A 20,561-nucleotide genomic window follows, 5' to 3' on the forward strand; every position below is an offset into this window, starting at 1 on the left:
TGTCCAAAAAGCCAAACGGCCGAAAATACCGACTGGATGCAACAGATGTAAAAAAGAAGTAAAAAGTTTATACACAAAGAAAGCTCGGTGCTGTGCTTTCTTAATGTATTGAGTTTAACGCAAAGAGCTACAGTACTACCTCGGCCATATTCCCCTTACTTTCAAGCCAAGTTTTTCTATCGCCTGAGCGTTTTTTCGCTAAAAGCATATCCATCAATTCCATCATATCTTCAGCGTCACCAATAGTTAGCTGAACAAGACGACGGGTATTCGGGTCCATAGTGGTTTCGCGAAGCTGAAGTGGATTCATTTCCCCTAGCCCTTTAAAACGCTGCACGTTAACCTTGCCGCGCTTTTTCTCCGCTTCGATACGATCTAAAATGCCCTGTTTTTCACTTTCATCCAGCGCATAAAACACCTCTTTGCCCACATCTATGCGAAACAGAGGAGGCATAGCCACGTAAACGTGACCTTGGTTTACTAGTGTTCTGAAATGCCTTACGAAAAGTGCACATAACAAGGTAGCAATGTGCAGTCCGTCTGAGTCGGCATCTGCCAGAATACAAATTTTACCGTAACGTAAACCGGACAAATCTGTTGAATCAGGATCGATACCCAACGCCACCGATATGTCGTGAATTTCTTGGGACGCTAACACCTGAGAGGAGTCGACTTCCCAACTGTTAAGAATTTTACCTCGAAGGGGCATAATTGCTTGAAACTCACGATCGCGGGCTTGCTTAGCAGAGCCACCCGCAGAGTCCCCTTCCACCAAAAACAATTCTGAATGGTTAATATCTTGTGATGAACAGTCGGTAAGTTTTCCGGGTAATGCCGGGCCTTGTGTCACTTTTTTACGAGCGACCTTCTTGGTTTGACGCAACCGACGCTGAGCATTGTTAATGCACATTTCGGCAAGGGCTTCGGCAACGTCCGTATGCTGGTTTAGCCACAGGCTAAACGAGTCTTTCACTACGCCAGACACAAAAGCACTAGACTGGCGAGAAGATAAACGCTCTTTCGTTTGTCCTGCAAACTGAGGGTCCTGCATTTTTGTCGATAAAATGTAGGCACATCGGTCCCAAATATCATCAGGAGATAGCTTTACGCCGCGAGGCATCAAATTTCTGAATTCACAGAACTCGCGCATCGATTCCAGCAGGCCTTGACGCATTCCATTAACATGGGTACCACCTTGCGCTGTAGGAATAAGATTCACATAGCTTTCAGTAATGAGTTCGCCACCTTCAGGCAGCCACATCACAGCCCAGTCAGCCCCTTCAGTGTTGCCTTTAAAGCTGCCGACAAACGGCGTATCAGAGGGTAGCGTTTCGAATGCTTCAACCGCTTGATAAAGATAATCTCTCAAGCCATCTTCGTAATACCACTCTTGGCTTTCTTTTGAAATTTTGTTGTCAAAACGAATGCGAAGGCCTGGGCTTAATACGGCTTTAGCCCGCAGATTGTGCAGCAATCGACTGACAGAAAATTTGGCAGAATCAAAGTATTGAGAGTCTGGCCAGAAGTGTACCCGCGTACCTGTGTTGCGCTTACCGCAGGTATCGATAACCTGAAGGTCTTCTACCTTGTCTCCATTTTCAAACGCAATTTGATATACGTTGCTATCACGGCGAATAGTTACCTCTACACGGTTGGACAGTGCATTAACTACCGAGATACCAACACCGTGTAACCCGCCCGAAAAGGCATAGTTTTTATTTGAAAACTTACCACCGGCATGCAGCTTACACAAAATAAGCTCTACCCCAGACACACCTTCTTCAGGGTGAATATCTACAGGCATGCCGCGACCGTCATCAATCACTTCTAAAGACTGATCTTCATGCAGGATAACTTTGATATTAGACGCATGACCAGCAAGTGCTTCATCCACACTATTATCGATAACCTCTTGCCCTAAATGGTTAGGACGTGAAGTGTCGGTATACATACCAGGGCGGCGTTTAACCGGGTCGAGGCCATTTAAGACTTCAATAGCATCTGAATTATATTGATTTGACATAGTTATGGTTATTATTTAAGCCAGAAACAGGAGTAAACGTACGCAGAGTTTATCTGCAACGCAAGGTAAAAAGATGGTAGCAGGGCGATTTAATCCTGGCAACGACGTTGTCCCGTTGCCGCCCCTACCAGCTATTTTAGTTGAGAAGAAAATCTGCAATGCCAGGTAAATGATTTTCATAACCCACAAAGCTGTGATCGCCTCCTTCCTCTATGACTAATTCGCTTAGCGCATACTTTGCGGCGGCCAAGCGATAGTCGAGAGTTTCATCATTGGTTTGCAGCAACACCCTATACGCTTTTTGCTCGTTCAGTGTGTTGGCATCTAGCGCTCTTATGACATCAATGTCGGCTGCTTCAATAGTAAACTTCTCACCGCTGTAGGGATTAACGTGCGGGCCGATAAACTGCTGAAGCAGTTCGTAAGGTCGCACTGCTGGGTTAATCAACACAGCTCGCCCCGAATACTTTTCAATTAAAAACGTGGACAAATAGCCGCCCATTGAACTACCAATGACTTTAAGGCCGTTGGTTAAAAGCGCTGGCGTTTGCTCAATCAACCCGGTGAGCTGCGCTTCTACCTTACTTGGAAAATTAGACAGCGCAGGAATATGAACCTGAACGTCTGGATGATGGGCAGCAAAATAGTCTTTGGTTGCCTGCGCCTTAACCGATGATGGAGAACTTAGAAATCCATGAAGATACAAAATGTGCTGCATGTTGCGTCCCTGTTTTTTCAATAAAGTTTTGTTTTTGAATGTTATTTTTTAAATATGTTTTAGAATAAGTCGTCTTATTTAAAAGACCTACTCTTTTTCATTCGATTAACTCAGTCTTTTAATAGATACCGACGCCTCGCCATCGTCATAAAGGCAGATGTAATGGTACCCAGGCTGTTCGTTACTCACACCGAAATCAGCTTGCATTTCCCATTGCCAGCAGCTTGAGGGGCACCCGAAACTATTAATGTTGTTTCTGCCTACTCGCTGCCTAAGTGGAAAGTGCACGTGACCATGAATAATATGGTTTATCACTTTCACACTATCTAGCCACTCAATTAAACGCTCTGCATTGACTAAATTATGCTTATCCATCCAGCTATTTGACGGCAAAATGTGATGATGAAGGGCAAGCAAATGATGCTGATGCGTGTAAGCGCTGAGCGCGCGCTCAATACACGTGAGCTCATACATGTCTATTTCCCCCTGCGCTCCTTTGGCCATTTGCTTTGGCCGAGTATCCAGGCCGTGAATACACCAGTTTCCAATGTGAAGTGGTGATTTAGATGACAGCGTGTGTGGGGCTAAATATTCGTCATAATGGGGGGTGGCGTCGTGATTACCCGCAATGACATACCAAGGTACATCCACAAAGCGCTCCATTAAATCGAGAAAATGGGTATAGCTTGCAGAGGAGTCATCGCCACTGATATCACCGGTAATTAACACCACATCAGCCACATCTGGTGACACTTTTTCCGTGTTACCGCTTTGGGCTAACTGCGTAAGAAGGCGTTCTAACGAATGATAGGGGGAAATACCGCCATAGCCCTTTCTTGAAGTATCTTGTAATAAATGGCAATCGCTAAACTGTATTACTGTTTTCACGCTTCAGAGGTTACCTTTGGAGTGTGTTTTAAACAAAAATCTAACCACTCAGCCAAAAAGATGTTCACCATCTGCTTCTCGTTTCGCTGGCGCATCTTCAAATTAGGATACTCATAGGAAGGCTCTAGCGCGCCCGTATTTTGGCTATTGATTACTTCAGCCAGTCTGGCGTCATGGTACAAGCGCACTGTCATCGACGGGGTTAAATAATCCGGCATGTCTTTCGTGGTCTGCTTGATACTTAACGAGCTAGTATAGCGAGAAGACTCAACTATTTTAATTTCGTACGCCAAATGCTTACCAATCGAAAAACGATAGCTCAAATCTTCCGTATCGCAATCGGGCAAAATACGCAGAATATGCGCATAGTTCACCTCGCATACTGCCTGCATGGTGGCAAGATGAGGAACGTATTTTCGTTGTGTACGATAAGTCACGGTGTTTTCCACTGCTTTAAAAGTTGAGTTTTATGCATGAAGAACCATTGTAGCGCAATTAACGCCGCAGCGTTGTCTATGCGACCAGTTTCCAGCCATTCAAGTGCGGTATTTTCTTTAACTCGGTGCACCTTGATATCTTCAGACTCAGTCTCTAAGCCATGTATACCCTGTGCTTTTGTGGCATCGGTTTTCGCTATAAAAATATGTAACCTTTCTGTTGTGCCGCCTGGGCTCGATAAATAACTTAATGCTTTAGTGAGGTTATCGAGCTCTATTCCCGCTTCTTCCATGGATTCCCGATGGCAAACATTTTCTTCAGTTTCGCCTTCGTCAATCATACCGGCAATAATTTCTATTAACCAAGGGCTTGAAGACGTTGGCAATGCCCCAATCCTCACTTGTTCAATAAGTACAAACTCTTGGGTTATTGGATCATAAGGCAGCACACCCACGGCATGACCACGTTCGAAAATTTCGCGGCTCACTAAATCGCTCCATTCGCCATTGAAGCATTTGTGCCTAAAGATGTATCGATTCATGGTGAAAAAACCGCGGTAAACAGGGCTAACTTCGGTAATTTCAACGTCATTTGAGGTAAACGAAAGGATTTCCTTGCTCATTTGCTGACACTTATGGTTCAAATAGATTTATCATGTAGTCTACATTTGCACACTACACATGTATACGCGTGAGAATCGCCGTATTTTAGATGTACAAATAACAGAAAACTCAAGTTACAAGTCGTTTATATAAAAATAATTAGCGTGGGTAGATCACATATTCTGTTACAGTTAAATGGACACTGTTACGAGTTTGGACTTTCGGTTTGTGGTTGATTTTTCATACACTTGGTTTTAACAAGTCGGTGCGATACTTTAAAGTGAACACAGTAAGCCGACACAACTCGAACACTACAGGAATACGTAAGCATGAAACGAACACTTCTATCGCTGGTAATCGGCATGTCGATAACCACGGGCGCGATCGCTGATGACCTGATGCAGGTTTATCAACAAGCGCTCGCCAACGACCCGCAGGTAAACCAAGCGAAAGCGCAACGCAATGCAGCGTTCGAAGGGATCAGCATTAGCAGAGCTAATCTTCTACCTCAAGTATCTGCATTTATTTCCTACACTGACTTTGATGCGACAAGCGCCAACACCGTACCTCAGTTTGATTCCAATGGTGAGTTGGTAGGGTTTAATTTCCCACTATTAGGTTTCCAACAAACCAATCTTCAGAAAGGCGTTGAAGCCACCCTTTCAATTTACGATCACGCCAACTGGGTCAACTTGGCTCGTGCTGAAAAAGTAGCACAGCAAAGTGATTCGCAGTACGCTCTGCAGGTACAAGATCTTATTGTACGTACAGTTACAGCATATCTTGGGGCTCTGCGTGCGCAGGATAATCTAGAGTTTATCAAAGCGGAAAAACGCGCTATTGAACGACAGTTAGAACAAACCAAACAGCGCTTTGAAGTTGGTCTGACTGCAATTACCGACGTTCATGAAGCTCAAGCTAACTTTGACAATACGGTAGCACGTGAAATACAGGCAGAAAACGATGTGGAGATTGCGCTTGAAGATCTTCGCGTTATCACGGGAAAATATCACTCTCGTTTAAGCGTGCTTAACACTGAGCGCTTCAGTGCATCTTTACCTCAGCCATCGACAGTTAACGAATGGCTGAAGCTAGCAGAAGAGCGTAATTTATCATTGCTGGTGCAGCGCCTTGGAAAAGATATCGCTGAAGACGACATAGACGCGGCACGAGCGGGTCATTATCCGACGCTGTCATTCAGTGCGGCCTACACAGAAGAAGATGTATCACAAAACATCGGAGCACAGCCACAAGCTAACCTTCCGATTCAGGATAACACGCGTTTGAATGCACGTTTGAATATCCCTATCTATCTAGGTGGCCGAGTAACGGCAAGCACTGAGCAGGCCCGTCACAACTTCGTGGTTGCCAGTGAACAGCTAGAGCAAGCGCATCGTCAAACTGTGCAAAGCGTGCGTCGTTCGTTTAACGATTTGCGAGCTGCAGTATCTCGAATTCGCGCATTAAAGCAGTCTGTAATCTCAGCAGATAGCGCTTTGAAAGCAACCGAAGCAGGGTTTGACGTAGGTACGCGCACGGTGGTAGACGTACTTGATAGTACTCGTAACCTGTTCGACGCTCAGCGTAACCTTGCAGGTGCTCGATACGACTTTATCCAGTCTGTCGTGACACTTAAGCAAGCTGCAGGAACGTTAACGGGTGAAGGTATTGAAACATTGAACCGCGGCCTTAAGCCTTCGGACATGTCTTCAGATAGCTAGATTATCTGCTTAAGCTGTGCTTGAAGCCTTGAGCGGGAAACGGCAACCTTGAGCGGGTGACGACAGCCTTGAGCGGGTGTGACAACACCGTTCGGATGACATTAGCAATGAGGGTAGCAACATGCTGCCCTTTTTTATGCCTTGGAGAAACTTCGCTTTTTTTTGAACACGCCGAAGTGCAATATAGATGACTTGGCAATTTTTCTTGCAACACAGGTCTCACATAATTCATGATACTGCCCATTCTATTTTCGATGCCAACAGACGATCCTGTTTAACATAATGGATGTTTACCCAACGGCGCAAAACTAAATGTAAGCACCAAGATTAGATGCTAAACCAAACACCAGACACCTTTAACTTTGTTTACTTCGAGTGATTTTTAACGATGCAAGTCTCTGTATTACAGAACAAATTTGAACGCATAAGAGCCAACAAGTGGTTCGAAATATTTGTTGTTAGTGTAATAGTGGTTTCAGCCCTATTAGTTGGCGCTAAAACCTATGAATTGCCTAACGGCATGGCCTCAGTCACGCTTTTTCTAGATTGGTTTATCAGTGCGTTTTTTCTCACTGAAATTACCATTCGCTTTCTTGCAGAAAAGCGAAAAATGCATTTTTTCAAAAGCTTTTGGAATTGGTTCGACACGCTAATTGTAGTCATTAGCTTAATTCCCGCCGATGACACAGAGCTTGCCCTTATTGCACGGTTAGTTCGGGTGTTTAGGGTACTGCGGATGATATCTATTATTCCAGAGCTGCGTATTCTCCTTGTGTCGTTAGTCAAAGCCCTGCCTCAGCTCGGTTACGTTATGCTACTGATGTTTATTATCTTTTATATTTATGCGGCTATCGGAAGCACTTTATTCGAAAATATTAACCCCGTGTTATGGGGCGACATCACCATATCCTTACTCACCTTATTTAGAGTAATGACCTTTGAAGATTGGACCGATGTCATGTACGAGACTCAAGAGGTGTATCCTCTCAGCTGGATATTTTACCTCACGTTTATCTTCTTTACGGCCTTCGCGTTTCTCAACATGGTGATTGGTATTGTGGTGAACGTCATGGAGCGAGAAAACGAAAAGGCGCGGGCAGAAAAACAAGCAGAGCTACTCGCCGAGCTAGAAGCACAAGGTAATGTTGAGCCAACCTTAAAAGACGTCATGGCCGAGCTTAACGAGATCAAGGCGCAGCTTAAACATAGAGAAAAGCCATAAACGACAAAGCCACGTTTATTACGTGGCTTGTTAACTAGCGCATTTAATTACTCGTCAAGGTTAATACCAAACTGGGCTCTGAGCGCCTTTGCTCGCTGCTTTGACGCTTCACTCTTAAACTCTCTTGCTAACAACCGGCGCTTTGCCAATGTCGTTTTATCAAGTTCAGTAAGAAGTTCAACGTGGTTTAAGTACACCTCTTCATTAGCAATCGGTCGCGTTGCTATTTCTTCATATAATGAAAGCGCAGCGTCATTGTCACCTTTAGCGATGTAAATCTGGGCAAGTGTGTCTACAGCGTCGGCGTTGTCACTACGCAAGGCCACGGCTCTTTTCGCTAAGGTTTCTGCTCGAGACAAATCATTATCTTCAAACGCGAGGTAGGCAAGGTTATTCAGTACAACAAAGTTATCGGGGGTTTGCGCTAATATGGCTTCATAGGTTGCAAGCGCACTTTCTCTATCTTGCCTAATTTGGCGTTCCGCCAACAACATGCTGCTTGAGATATCATTCGCATTTTCTGCTACATGCTTTTCTAAAAAGCTAAGGGCTTGCTCGCCTTTATCCGACATTTCATAAGACGCCACCAGCAACATAGCATTGTCAGAGTTTGGCGTTCCATCGTAGGCAGCTTCAGCATGACTAACGGCTTGCTCTGGCGCTTTGTCGATAAGATATAAGCGCGCAATAATCCCCCGCACAAACGGCAGCTCTTTCACACCGTCAGCGCTTGCATTGATAATATTCCATGCAGGCTTACTTTGACCTATGCGACTGTGAAAATAGGCTTTTAACAAACTAATTTGTGCATCAGGTCGCTTTTCTAACACTCGACTTGATAACGCTAGCCCTTCGGTAAACTGTCGTTGCGAGTCTAAGATTAACAACTTGCCTAATACGGCACTTTTATCCTGCGGATAGAATGACAACCATCGGTCGAAAAAGGTGTCTGCGGCTTTCACATCGTTAGCAGCAATGAGCGCCTGCCCTTTTATATTCCAAAACGCCATGGGCGTTTCTTTATTTCCTTCAACGTTAGCAAGCAGCGCTACCGTTTTGTCTATGGCGTTATTGAACGCATAAAGCCGCGCAAGTAATAAACGCATTTCAATAAAGTTTGGCGCTTTATCAAGCTCATTCTTTACGTGATTAATAACCGGCTGCACTGCTTTTTGCTCGGCGGCCAATGCGTACCACATTGTTAACGCTCTTAAATCTGCCGGATTGTCATCGATAAAAGCGCGAATAAACGCCGTTGCAGATTCATTGTCACCTTGTGCAATAAGTAGTTGAGTGCGCGCGTAAACGAGCTGTTCTTTAGCCCCTTCCCGAGTGCTTGCATCATCAAAATAAGACGCTGCTTTAGTGAAGTCGCCTTCTACCGTTGCTATTCCACCTAAGTAAACTAGCGGAAGCGCTTCATCAGGGGCTTGTTCTACCCATTTTGTTGCCGCGTCTTTTGCTTTATCTAACTGCTGGGTGGCGATGTAAGCGCGCACTAACGTACTTTGTGTAGTGGCTGACTCTGGCGCCTGATTTACCGCTTCTTCTAAATTAACTAGCCCTTCTACGTCATTAAGCGATAGTTGTAAAACGCCTAAACGAGCGAGGTCTTCAGCTGAGGTACTAATTTCTTGTGAGCGCTCAACCATTTGTTTTGCGCCCACCATGTTGCCGTCGACGAGCAGCTGGTAGCTTGCCTTTGAAAATAACGCTGCGTCTGAGTTTTGCTCACCCTCAACGCGCTCTAGAATTTCTAACGCATTATCGTTTTCACCTAATTGCAGCATGCTGTCTGCCAGCATACGAAGGCCAGGATGATTATCTGGTAAGCTAGAAGCAATCATGGTGAGGTGGCGCTGAGCTGATTCAAAATCTTGTATTTGATATGCACTGAAACCTGCTATCAAGCGCACAACCTGATCGCTTCTGCCGTTTTGCACGGCAATTTCCAAGTGCTCTAACGCTTGTGCATAGTTACCCTTAGCAGATTCAATAATACCTTTAAACGTATTTAGCAGCGGGTGACTATCGTTAAGCACTAACAATTCTTCTACTACGGGCTCTGCGGTATCAAGCGCTCGCAGTTCAATCAATAGTGCTGCGTAGGCAAATTTACTTGCCGTATCGTCTGGATAGCTTTTTAGGTAATCGCCATACACCACGGCAGCTTTTTCAGGCGCACCGCTTTGTAAATATAGCTTTGCGAGTTGCTGCAACACGTCTTTGTTTGTAGGGGCCTGCTCGCGTAATGCTTCTGTAGAAGCAATGGCCGCTTCTACATCATTGTTGAGTACAAATACGTAGCTATCAACAAGCCCTTTGTACACTGAGCTAGTATCGATAGTTGATAGGTCGGCAATTAACGCTTCTGCTTCTTCTCGTTTATTAAGCTGCAGCAGCGCCTGTAGCTTGTAAAAACCCACTTCAACAGACTCAACCGCCGTCATGCCCTCTGCGCGATAATCCACCTCTGATAGAGCATTTTCTGCACCCGAATGCTGATAAGCAACTGATAATAAAGGAATGACCTCGCTGGCGGCATAACCAAGCTCCATGGCTTTGTTGAGTTCTTTCTCAGCTGCGACAAAATTATTGGTTTGAAGATACAGTTTACCGAGTTCGAAACGAGGAGCGGCCGCGTTAGGAGATTTCTGAATTGCATTTTTATATTCGACTATAGCGGCATCTGGCTGCTGCTCGGATACATAATTGCGGGCATCAGCCAAATGGCTTTCCATGGACTTTTCACTGCACCCTGACAATAGAGCTGTTAGCAGAAGCACTGCTACAGAAGAGCGTTTAAATATTTTATTTGAATTGTTTTTACTCATGGTAATTCCTTGCCCTATTTCGAAAATTCTTCAAAAACTTTATTGTTTTTCTGCCGCCACCCGCAAAACTTGGTTATTATTTCAGCATTATTGTGCAATTTCATGGCAACCTGACCATTATTCGAATATAATATGTTTTTTTGCAACACTGCAGGCACACTTCAACGTTTTTCAGGCGTTACTCTCGTATGCCGCACCCTCCTTACTAATAACATCAGGACCCTTAATGACAACAACTGTCGACATGACATTTAAAGACCTAAATTTACCAGAACCTCTCTTACAAGCCATTGAAAAAGTTGGCTACGAGAAACCGTCACCTATCCAAGCTGAGAGTATTCCACTTTTGCTTGAAGGTCACGATTTACTCGGTCAGGCACAGACAGGGACAGGAAAAACCGCTGCGTTTGCCCTGCCCATGTTGGCAAATATCGATCCTGAGCAACGTAAGCCGCAATTACTGGTATTAGCCCCAACTCGTGAATTAGCTATTCAAGTTGCAGAGGCATTTCAGGTTTATGCGAGCTTTAGTCAAAAAATTAAAGTACTTCCAGTATACGGCGGTCAGTCTTACGACAACCAAATTCGTCAGCTTAAGCGCGGCGTTCAGGTTGTAGTAGGTACTCCAGGTCGTATCATTGACCATATTAAGCGCAAAACATTGGATTTAAGCGAACTTAAATTCCTTGTGCTTGACGAAGCTGATGAAATGCTTCGCATGGGCTTTATTGATGATGTAGAGCTTATTCTAAGCCATGCACCTGACCAGCGGCAGACGGCGTTATTCTCAGCCACAATGCCTGGACCAATCAAAAAGATAACACAGCGTTATCTCAAGGATCCAAAACACATAAAAATTGCGTCAAAAGTTAGCACGGCGAGTACTATTCGTCAGCGCTTTTGCCAAGTTGCTCCTCATCATAAACTTGAGGCGCTTACGCGTATTATGGAAGTCGAAAAATTCGATGGCATGATTATCTTCGTTCGCACCAAAACAGCCACTGTTGAATTAGCAGATAAGCTTTCAGCACGCGGTTTTGATGTAGAGCCACTAAATGGTGATATTCCACAGTCTGCCCGTGAGCGAACTGTTGATAAGCTAAAACAAGGCCAGATCGATATTTTAGTAGCTACTGATGTTGTTGCACGTGGTCTTGATGTTGAACGTGTTAGTCACGTTATTAACTACGATATTCCGTATGATAGTGAATCTTATGTTCACCGTATTGGTCGTACAGGCCGTGCTGGTCGTCAGGGTGATGCGATTCTGTTTATCTCTCACCGTGAAAAACGCTTGTTGTTCTCTATTGAGAAAACGACGAAGCAAGCTATTGAAGCAATGCCTATTCCTTCAATTAGCGAAATCAACCAGACCCGTCTTACGCGCTTTAAGCAGTCGGTAATGGAAGCAACGCAAGACGATAGCATTGAATCGTTAATGCCAATTGTTGAGATGATCAAACAAGAGAATGAAGCTTCTCCAGAAGTCCTTCTTGCTGCAATGATCAAAATCGCTCAGGGCGACGAGCCTCTGGTGCTTAAAGAATCTGATCGTCCAGACCTCAACAGCAAGCCGCCTCGCGATAGTCGTGAGCGCAATGATCGCGGTGGTCGTGAAAGTCGCGATAGAAAGCCAAGAGCGCCTCGTGGCAATCGCAAGCCAGATGAAGGTATGCAACGTTTTCGCATAGAAGTAGGCCATGTACACGGTGCTAAGCCGGGTAACATTGTTGGCGCTATTGCGAATGAAGCTAACATTGACTCGAAGAACATTGGTGCTATCGAGATATATGACAACTTCAGTACCGTTGACTTGCCAGGCGGCATGCCTAAAGAAACCCATTCTACGCTTCAAGCGACAAGAGTGGCGGGGCAACGCCTCAACCTTCGCGAATGGTCGGATACACCGCCACCAAAACGTGAGCGTGGTGAAAACCGCAGTCGTGATAATCGCGCACGTCGCAAGTCGTAAGATCGAAATAAAAGCAACTTCCGCCTTTATATAACGTTGTGGAATATAAAGGCTGATTTCGTTGTTTCTAATTAAAAAGAATTAGCGCAAAATAGCGCTAGTTCTTTTTTTTTATGTGCCCATTGATGGATTACTTTCCCTTATTTTTAGATGCTCGTTCGCTCAACTGCCTTATTGTTGGTGCAGGTGAAGTAGCCGCCCGCAAACTTGAATTGATCATGAAAACGCCGGCAACCATTACCGTGGTGGCGCCGTGGGTATGCGATACGGTAAAAGCCCTTGCCAAGAGTGACAAGGTGACTTTAATAGAACGTGAATTTATCGATAGTGACCTAGCGCATAAAGACATGGTGTTTATTGCTACCGATAAACCCGATGTAAACCAATACATTCACGACCTAGGACGCGAGCAGAAGGTACTGGTGAATGTGGTTGACAATACACCTTTATGCCAATTTATTACACCTTCCATCGTAGACCGTTCTCCTATTATTATTGCCATGAGTAGCGGTGGTGTTGCCCCTGTATTATTACGTTATTTACGCCAGAAGTTAGAAACCGTTTTGCCCGCCAATCTCAGTAGACTTGGTTCATTTTCTGAGAAGTTCAGAGACAAAGTGAAACAAGCCCTTGATGGCGTGACTGCCCGTCGCTATTTCTGGGAAGATGTGCTCGATGGCGACATTGCTGAAATGGTTGAAAAAGGCCAAGACGAAAAAGCAGACAAAGCCTTCGACATAGCCTTGCAAGCAGCGGCAGAGAATAAGGAAGTGACTGGGCAAGTGTACCTTGTGGGAGCAGGTCCTGGCGATCCGGACCTACTCACTTTTCGCGCACTGCGTTTAATGCAAAAGGCCGACGTGGTGGTTTACGACCGCTTAGTGTCACCTCAGATTTTAGAACTGGTGCGCAGAGACGCTGAAAAAATCTATGTGGGAAAAGCCATGAGCAATCATACCCTCCCTCAAGATGACATTAATCAGTTGATGGTGGATGAAGCGAAAAAAGGCAACCGCGTTGTCAGATTAAAAGGCGGCGATCCGTTCATATTTGGGCGCGGCGGTGAAGAAATTCAAACCCTTATTGAGCATGGCATTGAGTTTCAGGTAGTACCGGGGATTACCGCGGCAAGTGGCGCTTCAAGTTATGCAGGCATTCCGCTTACTCACCGAGATCACGCGCAATCGGTGGTGTTTGCTACAGGTCACTTGCGAAACGGTACCATCGACTTAAATTGGTCTGCATTAGCCCACAAAAATCAAACCGCAGTGTTTTATATGGGGCTAACCGGGCTACCAATTATTTGCGAAAAACTTATTGAGCATGGCTTACCTGCTACTACGCCTATCGCTTTGGTACAGCAGGCAACAACCGATGACCAACGTGTGCTTATTGGCACACTAAGCGACATATGCGCTAAGCAAAAAGAGGCGCAGTTAAAGCCGCCCACACTGGTTATTGTAGGTACCGTGGTAAATCTGCATGGCGAACTTAACTGGTTCCAACAATAGTCGAAACGGGCGGTTGCTCATTTAAATAGGCTTGTATTTTCTGCTATGAACGACATACTCAGTAAACGAGGGTAATACTCTGTTTCTTGAATATGTCGGTTATGGCGAAGAGATGACAAATTTATATGGCTTTTTATCTGTGTCTGTTTACCCCCGCGTGTTAGTCACGCTAAAGCTGCTCTTGCTGTTTGTTGCTTCGGTTACCGTCGGTGTAAAAGCAAGCGCCGAGCAACTTGATTTTAGTATGACAGATAATCAAGACAGCGTGCGCTTTGACTACACATGGACAGACAGCAAGCAAACTATTCACTCAATTAGCTTTGTACTTCCTCGAGAAACGATTAAACAAAACCCCACGCAGCAACCAAATTATAAGCCCAAAATAGCCCAGCGCTACGTGATGGTGGCCCTTTTAAAAGAAACCCAAAAATTAAACCCTAAAGAGGCCCGCGTTAACCTTAAGCGCCAGCAAGATGCCATTAACATTGAAGTCAAATCATCAGACCCAGAAACAGCTGCTGAGGTACTCGATAATTTAAAAACCGTGCAGCAAGCGGCGTTTGATGACTACCTTTCCACTCACTACTTTACTCGCTTCACCACCCTATTTAATCAAAGGGCGGTTAAACCCGACCATCTGCGCTATATCAACGAATCGGTGAAGCCAATGGTGCCCGTATCTCAGGCGTTTTATGAAAAGCTAGCACCGCAATCTAATTCACGAGACTACTTTGCGCTGCTGCTCAGTTGGATCCAAAGTATTCCTTATAACGCCATGGACGACAGAGTGGCCAGTAATGGTTCAGGCTTTGCGCCCCCCATCGGTTTATTAATGCAAAACCAAGGCGATTGTGACAGCAAAGCTGTGCTGGCATCGTCAATGGTGAGAGCCTTTCTACCCACAACGAAAATGATCATGGTGCTTTTGCCTGAACATGCGCTTCTTGGCGTGGCACTGACTCCCATGGCAGATGACGAAACCATTGAGTTTGAGGGAAAAGAATATGTGCTTTACGATCCCACAGGACCCGCGCAGATCCCTTTTGGTGAAGTGTCTGACAGCTCTAAACAGTTTATTGATACCGGTCGATTTCAAATAGAATTAGTGGAATAGCGCACCTGTATCTTCGGTGCGCTCTTTAGCGATAAATAAAAGTTTAAACAAGGTAACGGGCACGCTTGTCTCTAAGAAGACTAGCAACGTAAGCAGACTGGTATAATGCTACAAGTTCTCTTCCGCAAAGCTTGCAAGGCGGCTTCGTACCACACCATCAAGGTTAATGGTGGCGCTACCTGAGAAGTCTTTAAATTTCTCGACTAAATACGTTAAGCCTGACGTGACAGCGCTAAGGTAGTTACTGTCTATTTGCGCTAAATTGCCCCCCACAATAAGCTTTGTACCCTCACCACAGCGGGTAATGATGGTTTTTAGCTGTGATGCCGTTAAGTTTTGCGATTCATCTAGAATAACGATGGCGTTTTGAATACTGCGACCACGCATAAAATTCACCGATTTATACTGAATATTCGCCTTCTCCATAATGTAATTCATAGAGCCTTTCGTATTTTCATCATGCTTGTGCAGCACTTCTAATGAATCGGTAATAGCGGCTAGCCACGGCAGCATTTTCTCTTCTTCTGTTCCTGGTAAAAAGCCAATAGATTCGGCAATTTCTGGGGTACTACGAGTGACGATGATTTTGTCATACATATTGCGCTCAACCACCATCTCAAGGGCGGCGGCCAGGGCTAAAAGCGTTTTACCACTGCCCGCAGGCCCTGTGAGAATACACATATCGATATGGGGGTCTAGCAAGGCATGCAGCGCCATACCTTGACCAATATTCTTCGGTGTTATGCCCCATGCATGGCGACTCATGAGGCGTTCATAGCCCAGATCCAGTACTTCTAACGTATCGTCTGAAATTTCTTCCACAAGACCAGCAAACTCTTTACTATCATCAAGAAGGAATTCATTGATGTAGGCTTCTGGCAGTATTGATTTTGGCACGGTGTGAATGGTGTCCCGCCCCTCGGTTCGGCTGTCAACGCTTTTTACGTTATCCCAAAAATTACCCTCGAAGACATGAAAGCCTCGAGACAAGTACTTAATATCAGTAATAAGTTGGTCGGTGCGATAGTCTTCCACATGAGCTAAACCGGCACCTTTGGCCTTCAACCGCATATTCAAATCTTTGGTAACCAACACCACTTTTTGCGGTGCGTAAGCCTTTTGAATATGAAGCGCAACGTTGATAATACGATTGTCGTTTTCGTTGCTCGTGAAAACCTGCTGCGCCTCTGCCATATTTAAATCGGCAAATATCGATAGCTTTCCAGTAGGTGCGGTATCGCCCGCTCCTAGTCCCTCCATTGAAACACCCACAAGCATTTCTTCAGGCGTGGCCTCATGCAGCAAGTCTTCCATTGAACGAATGGAGACACGTGCGTCCCGTGCAACGTCTTTTTTACTGTCTTTGATGTAATCGAGTTCTTCAAGAACCGTCATGGGAATAACAACATCGTGTTCTTTAAAGGAAAGAAAAGCGTGGGGTTCGTGAAGCAAAATGTTGGTATCGAGGACGTATATTTTCGTTTCGCTAGAGTTTCTTCTTGGCATCCTTTACTCCGTGAAATAAAGCCAAGCTAGCCGTTAATTGGTAATGGCTAGCGAGCTACAGCTGGGCTACTACAGGGATGCCGCTCGAAACAGGACATCTCCCCTACTCGCGTCGACTGAGAAGCAGCAAAAACTCACTGCTTCAAGCGTTTGATAACGATTTCCTAAACGCTAATTCCACCATAATCCAGAAATACAGATTTCGCACTGTTTTTATCGTTTTATTTTCGCTTGCTTACAAAGGTTAATACTTATTTGGACACTGGATTTTCCCTATGAAGCAGCCAATTGCTTAATAACCAGTGTTGCTACTCAATATCAATAACAGGACTCAGTGAATTAACAGAAAAGCGTCTCAAATAAGCTAGTATTAATGACTTATTACCATGCAATGCGTACAATACCGCCCCCGCAAAAAAGGTTAGTGATTTATGAGTTCAGACAGTCAATTTTCTATTGGTCAGCGTTGGTTAAGCAATACAGAAACCGAATTGGGATTAGGCGCCATTGTTGGCATTGATTTCCGTTCAGTTGAGGTGCTGTATCCCGCCACTGGCGAAGCGCGTATCTATACAAAAACAGAAGCGCCGCTAACCCGACTCACCTTTGAAATTGGCGACACCGTAAAAAGCCAAGACGGCTGGGAAATGACGGTGACTGAATCCGAAGAAAGCCAAGGGGTGTTCATCTATCACGGTCTGCGGGAAGATACGAAGGCGCAGGCAAGACTGCCAGAAACCATGCTAGACCATCACATTCGCTTGAACCAACCTGAAAAACGTTTGTTTAGTCAACAACTCGACCACCCAAAATGGTTTGATTTGCGAGAAAGCGCGTTGCGCTACCACTATGAATATCAGCGCTCTAATACAATCGGCGTGGCTGGAGCTCGAATTTCACTTATTCCCCACCAGTTGCATATTGCCTCTGAAGTAGGTGGCCGCCACGCGCCGCGGGTACTTCTTGCCGATGAAGTCGGTTTGGGAAAAACCATTGAAGCTGCGCTAATCATTCACCAACAGATAAAGACTGGCCGAGCATCTCGCATTCTCATTTTAGTTCCAGATTCACTCATGCATCAGTGGTTGGTAGAAATGCTTCGTCGCGTTAACCTGCCTTTTGCTATTTTCGATGAGAGCCGCTGCGAAGCGCTGGACGAAGAAGATATAAACCCGTTTGACAGTGAGCAACTAGTTCTGTGCAGCATCGATTTTTTAAGCAGCAGTGAAAAACGGCAGCAGCAAGTTCAGGCCGCAGATTGGGATTTAATGGTAGTGGATGAAGCACACCATCTGTCTTGGTCGCAAGAAGCGCCGTCGAAAGAATACCTCTGTGTTGATGCGCTCGCCCAAAACACGCCTGGGGTGCTTCTTCTAACGGCTACACCAGATCAGTTAGGTCACGAAAGTCATTTTGCTCGTCTGCGTTTACTCGACCCTGCACGCTTTCACAGTTACGAAGAGTTCTTAACCGAAGAATCGCAATACAGTCGGCTTGCCGATGCGGTTGCTCCGTTATTGTCAGACGCTGAGCCGAACGAAAAACAGCGCGCTACCCTTTGTAACTTTGCACCTGACGTTATGGAACACGCTGGCGACCTCACCAGCTCTAAAAATAGACATGAACTATTACACCAACTCATAGACTGCCACGGTACAGGCCGTATGCTGTTTAGAAACCGTCGCGCCAATATTGAAGGCTTCCCCGAACGCAAACTGTCTGCCTACGAGCTTGCCATGCCACAAGAGTATGAAGCGGCCGTGAACAGCGACGATTTGCTCAACGCGCTTTATCCCGAACGTGTGCCAAGCGTGGTAAACAGTTGGACTAAACTTGACCCCCGCGTTAGCTGGCTAGTCGATTTCATGCAAGACGTTAAACCAGAGAAAATATTGCTTATTTGCGCCAGCGCCCGCACGGCGCAAGAACTCGGTGAAGTTATCCGCACGCAAACGGGCATTAGACACAGTGTGTTTCACGAGGGCATGAGTATTGTTGAGCGCGACAAAGCCGCTCATTATTTTGCTGATGAAGAAGATGGCGCACAAATTTTGCTATGTAGTGAAATAGGCAGTGAAGGGCGTAACTTCCAGTTTGCCCACCACCTAGTGCTGTTTGATTTACCCATTACACCTGATTTGTTAGAGCAGCGTATTGGTCGCTTAGACCGAATAGGTCAAACGCAAACCGTGAACATTCATGTTCCCTATCTTGCGAAAAGCGCACAGCACGTATTGCTAGATTGGTATCACGAAGGCTTAAATGCGTTTGAAAAAACTTGTCCCACGGGGTCTGGCGTGTTTGACGACGTTAAGCCGTTACTGATGAGCGCATGTCTGCACCCTAGCGATATGACGGCAAGAGACGAACTGATTAATTTAAGTATTAAACTGAACAGCCAGCTAGTTGCTCAGCTAGAAGCAGGTAGAGATCGCTTACTTGAGCTTAATGCCTCGGGTGAAGGCCGAGTTGAAGCACTATTAGAGGACATTATTGCCCTTGATAGTGAGCAAGACCTATCCCGCTTTATGGGCCGTGTTTTTGATGCTATTGGCGTTCAGCAAGATGAGAAAGGCAACGATTGCTTTATTCTTATGCCAACAGAGCAAATGGTGAGTCAGCTACCTGGGTTGGACCCTGAGGGTATGACGGTAACCTACAAGCGCCGCGTAGCGACAACATTAGAAAACGTGCAGTTTTTAAGTTGGGACCACCCTCTTGTTCACACCGCGATTGACGTTGTCCTTACTGATGTACACGGCAAAAGCAGCATGGGCTTTATTGCTGCCCCCGACCTGCCTAAAGGTGCTTATTGGATAGAAGCATTGTTTGTGCTTCATGCTCAAGCACCGAAAGCTCTCCAGCTAGGCCGTTTTCTTCCGCAAACGCCAGTACGCATATGCCTTGACGCCCAAGGAAACCCTGTTGATTTAAGCTTCGATGTAAAACGAAAAGTAGGGCGAAAAATATCGTCACAATTGCTAAAAGCATTACAGCAGCCCCTTAGCATTGCGATAGAAAATACGCGAAAACTGGCACATCAGGCAGCAAATCAAAAGCTACACGATGCGCTTAACACTATGCACACCACGTTAAACGGTGAAATACAGCGATTAAAAGACTTACAGAAGCGCAACCCTGCCGTACGCGACAGCGAAATTGTGTTTATTGAGCAGCAAATGAGTGCGCTAGATAAAGTTATTCAAGGTGCCGATGTGCAGTTTGATGCCATTCGTATCATAGTGAATAATCCGTAATGGCCAATCCATCGTTTGTTTACAACCCGCCTTACACGCCGTATCTCGACTTCCTGTACCGAGATGACTTTATGGTGGTTGCCCTTAAACCCAGCGGGCTGTTGAGCGTACCAGGTAGAATAGAAGCGCATAAAGATGCGCTTATTACCCGGGTTAACAAAGTTCTGCCTACCGCTACCGTGGTACACAGGTTAGATATGGCGACTTCTGGCATTATGGTGATGGCACTGACTAAATTTAGTCATCGCGCTATCAGCAAGCAGTTCGAGCTTAGAGAAACGAAAAAGCGCTATTTCGCCAAAGTATACGGTCATGTAGACGACGACAGTGGAGAGATAGATTTACCCCTTATCGTCGATTACCCAAACCGACCAAAGCAAATGGTGGACCACGAACGGGGAAAGCCATCGGTAACACACTTTGATGTGATAAACCGAGCACATGATAGCGAAAATAAGCCTTACTCTCTGGTTGCGCTTCGCCCCATTACCGGGCGTTCTCATCAGCTACGCGTGCACATGCTATCACTTGGCCACCCCATTTTAGGTGATAGACTATATGCTCACGACGCCGCATTATCCATGGCACCACGTCTGCAGCTTCACGCGGAAAGTTTAAGTTTAAAACACCCAAAATCGAACAATTGGCTCAACTTTCAAAGTACTATTCCATTTAGTGACTATAAGCCAACGCCTTTAACCACGTTTTCATCGGTAAAGCTTTTCGGGTAGAAGACTTTTCAGGCAACAAGCTTT

At 45.5% G+C, this 20,561-nt stretch carries 14 protein-coding genes; 7 read left to right on the plus strand and 7 right to left on the minus strand.

Annotation, left to right across the window (positions count from 1 at the left end):
- Positions 1–127: 127 nt before the first annotated feature.
- The 5 genes from parE to nudF all read right to left on the minus strand — a co-directional run bounded on the left by parE (position 128) and on the right by nudF (position 4,689).
- A complete protein-coding gene (parE, locus tag V7R39_RS03030) occupies positions 128–2,023 on the minus strand; it encodes a DNA topoisomerase IV subunit B (RefSeq protein ID WP_334027994.1) in 1,896 nt (631 codons plus the stop codon).
- Positions 2,024–2,159: 136 nt separating this feature from the next.
- The gene (locus V7R39_RS03035; RefSeq protein ID WP_334027996.1) at positions 2,160–2,741 is read right to left on the minus strand and encodes a YqiA/YcfP family alpha/beta fold hydrolase; all 582 of its coding nucleotides are present in this window, start codon (positions 2,739–2,741) and stop codon (positions 2,160–2,162) included.
- A 105-nt stretch (positions 2,742–2,846) separates the two neighbouring features.
- Positions 2,847–3,629: a metallophosphoesterase gene (locus V7R39_RS03040; RefSeq protein WP_334027998.1), complete on the minus strand. Its 783-nt coding sequence runs from the start codon at positions 3,627–3,629 to the stop codon at positions 2,847–2,849.
- The gene (locus tag V7R39_RS03045; RefSeq protein ID WP_152561526.1) at positions 3,626–4,021 is read right to left on the minus strand and encodes a DUF1249 domain-containing protein; all 396 of its coding nucleotides are present in this window, start codon (positions 4,019–4,021) and stop codon (positions 3,626–3,628) included. Before V7R39_RS03045 ends, V7R39_RS03040 begins: the two co-directional genes overlap by 4 nt.
- 41 nt (positions 4,022–4,062) lie before the next feature.
- Complete coding sequence (nudF, locus tag V7R39_RS03050) at positions 4,063–4,689, minus strand: ADP-ribose diphosphatase (RefSeq protein WP_334028000.1); 627 nt, start codon at positions 4,687–4,689, stop codon at positions 4,063–4,065.
- Between the two features lie 309 nt (positions 4,690–4,998).
- Between nudF and tolC the strand changes: the two genes are divergently transcribed.
- Both tolC and V7R39_RS03060 read left to right on the plus strand, forming a co-directional pair.
- The gene (gene tolC / locus V7R39_RS03055; protein WP_334028002.1) at positions 4,999–6,390 is read left to right on the plus strand and encodes an outer membrane channel protein TolC; all 1,392 of its coding nucleotides are present in this window, start codon (positions 4,999–5,001) and stop codon (positions 6,388–6,390) included.
- Positions 6,391–6,778: 388 nt separating this feature from the next.
- Entirely contained in the window at positions 6,779–7,612 is an 834-nt protein-coding gene (locus V7R39_RS03060; protein WP_334028004.1) for an ion transporter, read from the plus strand.
- 47 nt (positions 7,613–7,659) lie between these two features.
- Here V7R39_RS03060 and prsT read toward each other — a convergent pair whose 3' ends face one another.
- On the minus strand, positions 7,660–10,446 hold the full coding sequence (prsT, locus tag V7R39_RS03065; RefSeq protein ID WP_334028006.1) for an XrtA/PEP-CTERM system TPR-repeat protein PrsT: 2,787 nt from the start codon (positions 10,444–10,446) through the stop codon (positions 7,660–7,662).
- 226 nt (positions 10,447–10,672) lie between these two features.
- On the opposite strand from prsT, the gene V7R39_RS03070 reads away from it, so the two are divergent.
- From V7R39_RS03070 to V7R39_RS03080, 3 genes are all read left to right on the plus strand, one after another.
- Positions 10,673–12,418, plus strand: coding sequence for a DEAD/DEAH box helicase (locus V7R39_RS03070; RefSeq protein ID WP_334028008.1), 1,746 nt, complete (start codon positions 10,673–10,675; stop codon positions 12,416–12,418).
- 125 nt (positions 12,419–12,543) lie between these two features.
- Positions 12,544–13,929, plus strand: a complete 1,386-nt coding sequence (gene cysG / locus V7R39_RS03075; RefSeq protein WP_334028010.1) for a siroheme synthase CysG — start codon at positions 12,544–12,546, stop codon at positions 13,927–13,929.
- Positions 13,930–14,041: 112 nt separating this feature from the next.
- Positions 14,042–15,043: a hypothetical protein gene (locus V7R39_RS03080; protein WP_334028012.1), complete on the plus strand. Its 1,002-nt coding sequence runs from the start codon at positions 14,042–14,044 to the stop codon at positions 15,041–15,043.
- A gap of 108 nt (positions 15,044–15,151) precedes the next feature.
- On the opposite strand, the gene V7R39_RS03085 is transcribed toward V7R39_RS03080, so the two are convergent.
- On the minus strand, positions 15,152–16,549 hold the full coding sequence (locus tag V7R39_RS03085) for a PhoH family protein (protein ID WP_334028014.1): 1,398 nt from the start codon (positions 16,547–16,549) through the stop codon (positions 15,152–15,154).
- Positions 16,550–16,980: 431 nt separating this feature from the next.
- Here V7R39_RS03085 and rapA point away from each other — a divergent pair, with 431 nt between their 5' ends.
- Together rapA and V7R39_RS03095 are read left to right on the plus strand one after the other, a co-directional pair.
- The gene (rapA, locus tag V7R39_RS03090; RefSeq protein WP_334028015.1) at positions 16,981–19,806 is read left to right on the plus strand and encodes an RNA polymerase-associated protein RapA; all 2,826 of its coding nucleotides are present in this window, start codon (positions 16,981–16,983) and stop codon (positions 19,804–19,806) included.
- Entirely contained in the window at positions 19,806–20,537 is a 732-nt protein-coding gene (locus tag V7R39_RS03095; protein ID WP_334028017.1) for a pseudouridine synthase, read from the plus strand. The genes rapA and V7R39_RS03095 overlap by 1 nt, the downstream gene beginning before the upstream one ends.
- Positions 20,538–20,561 lie beyond the last annotated feature (24 nt).

Origin of the sequence: Alteromonas sp. P256, from assembly GCF_036864455.1 — a bacterium.
GTDB lineage: Bacteria > Pseudomonadota > Gammaproteobacteria > Enterobacterales > Alteromonadaceae > Alteromonas.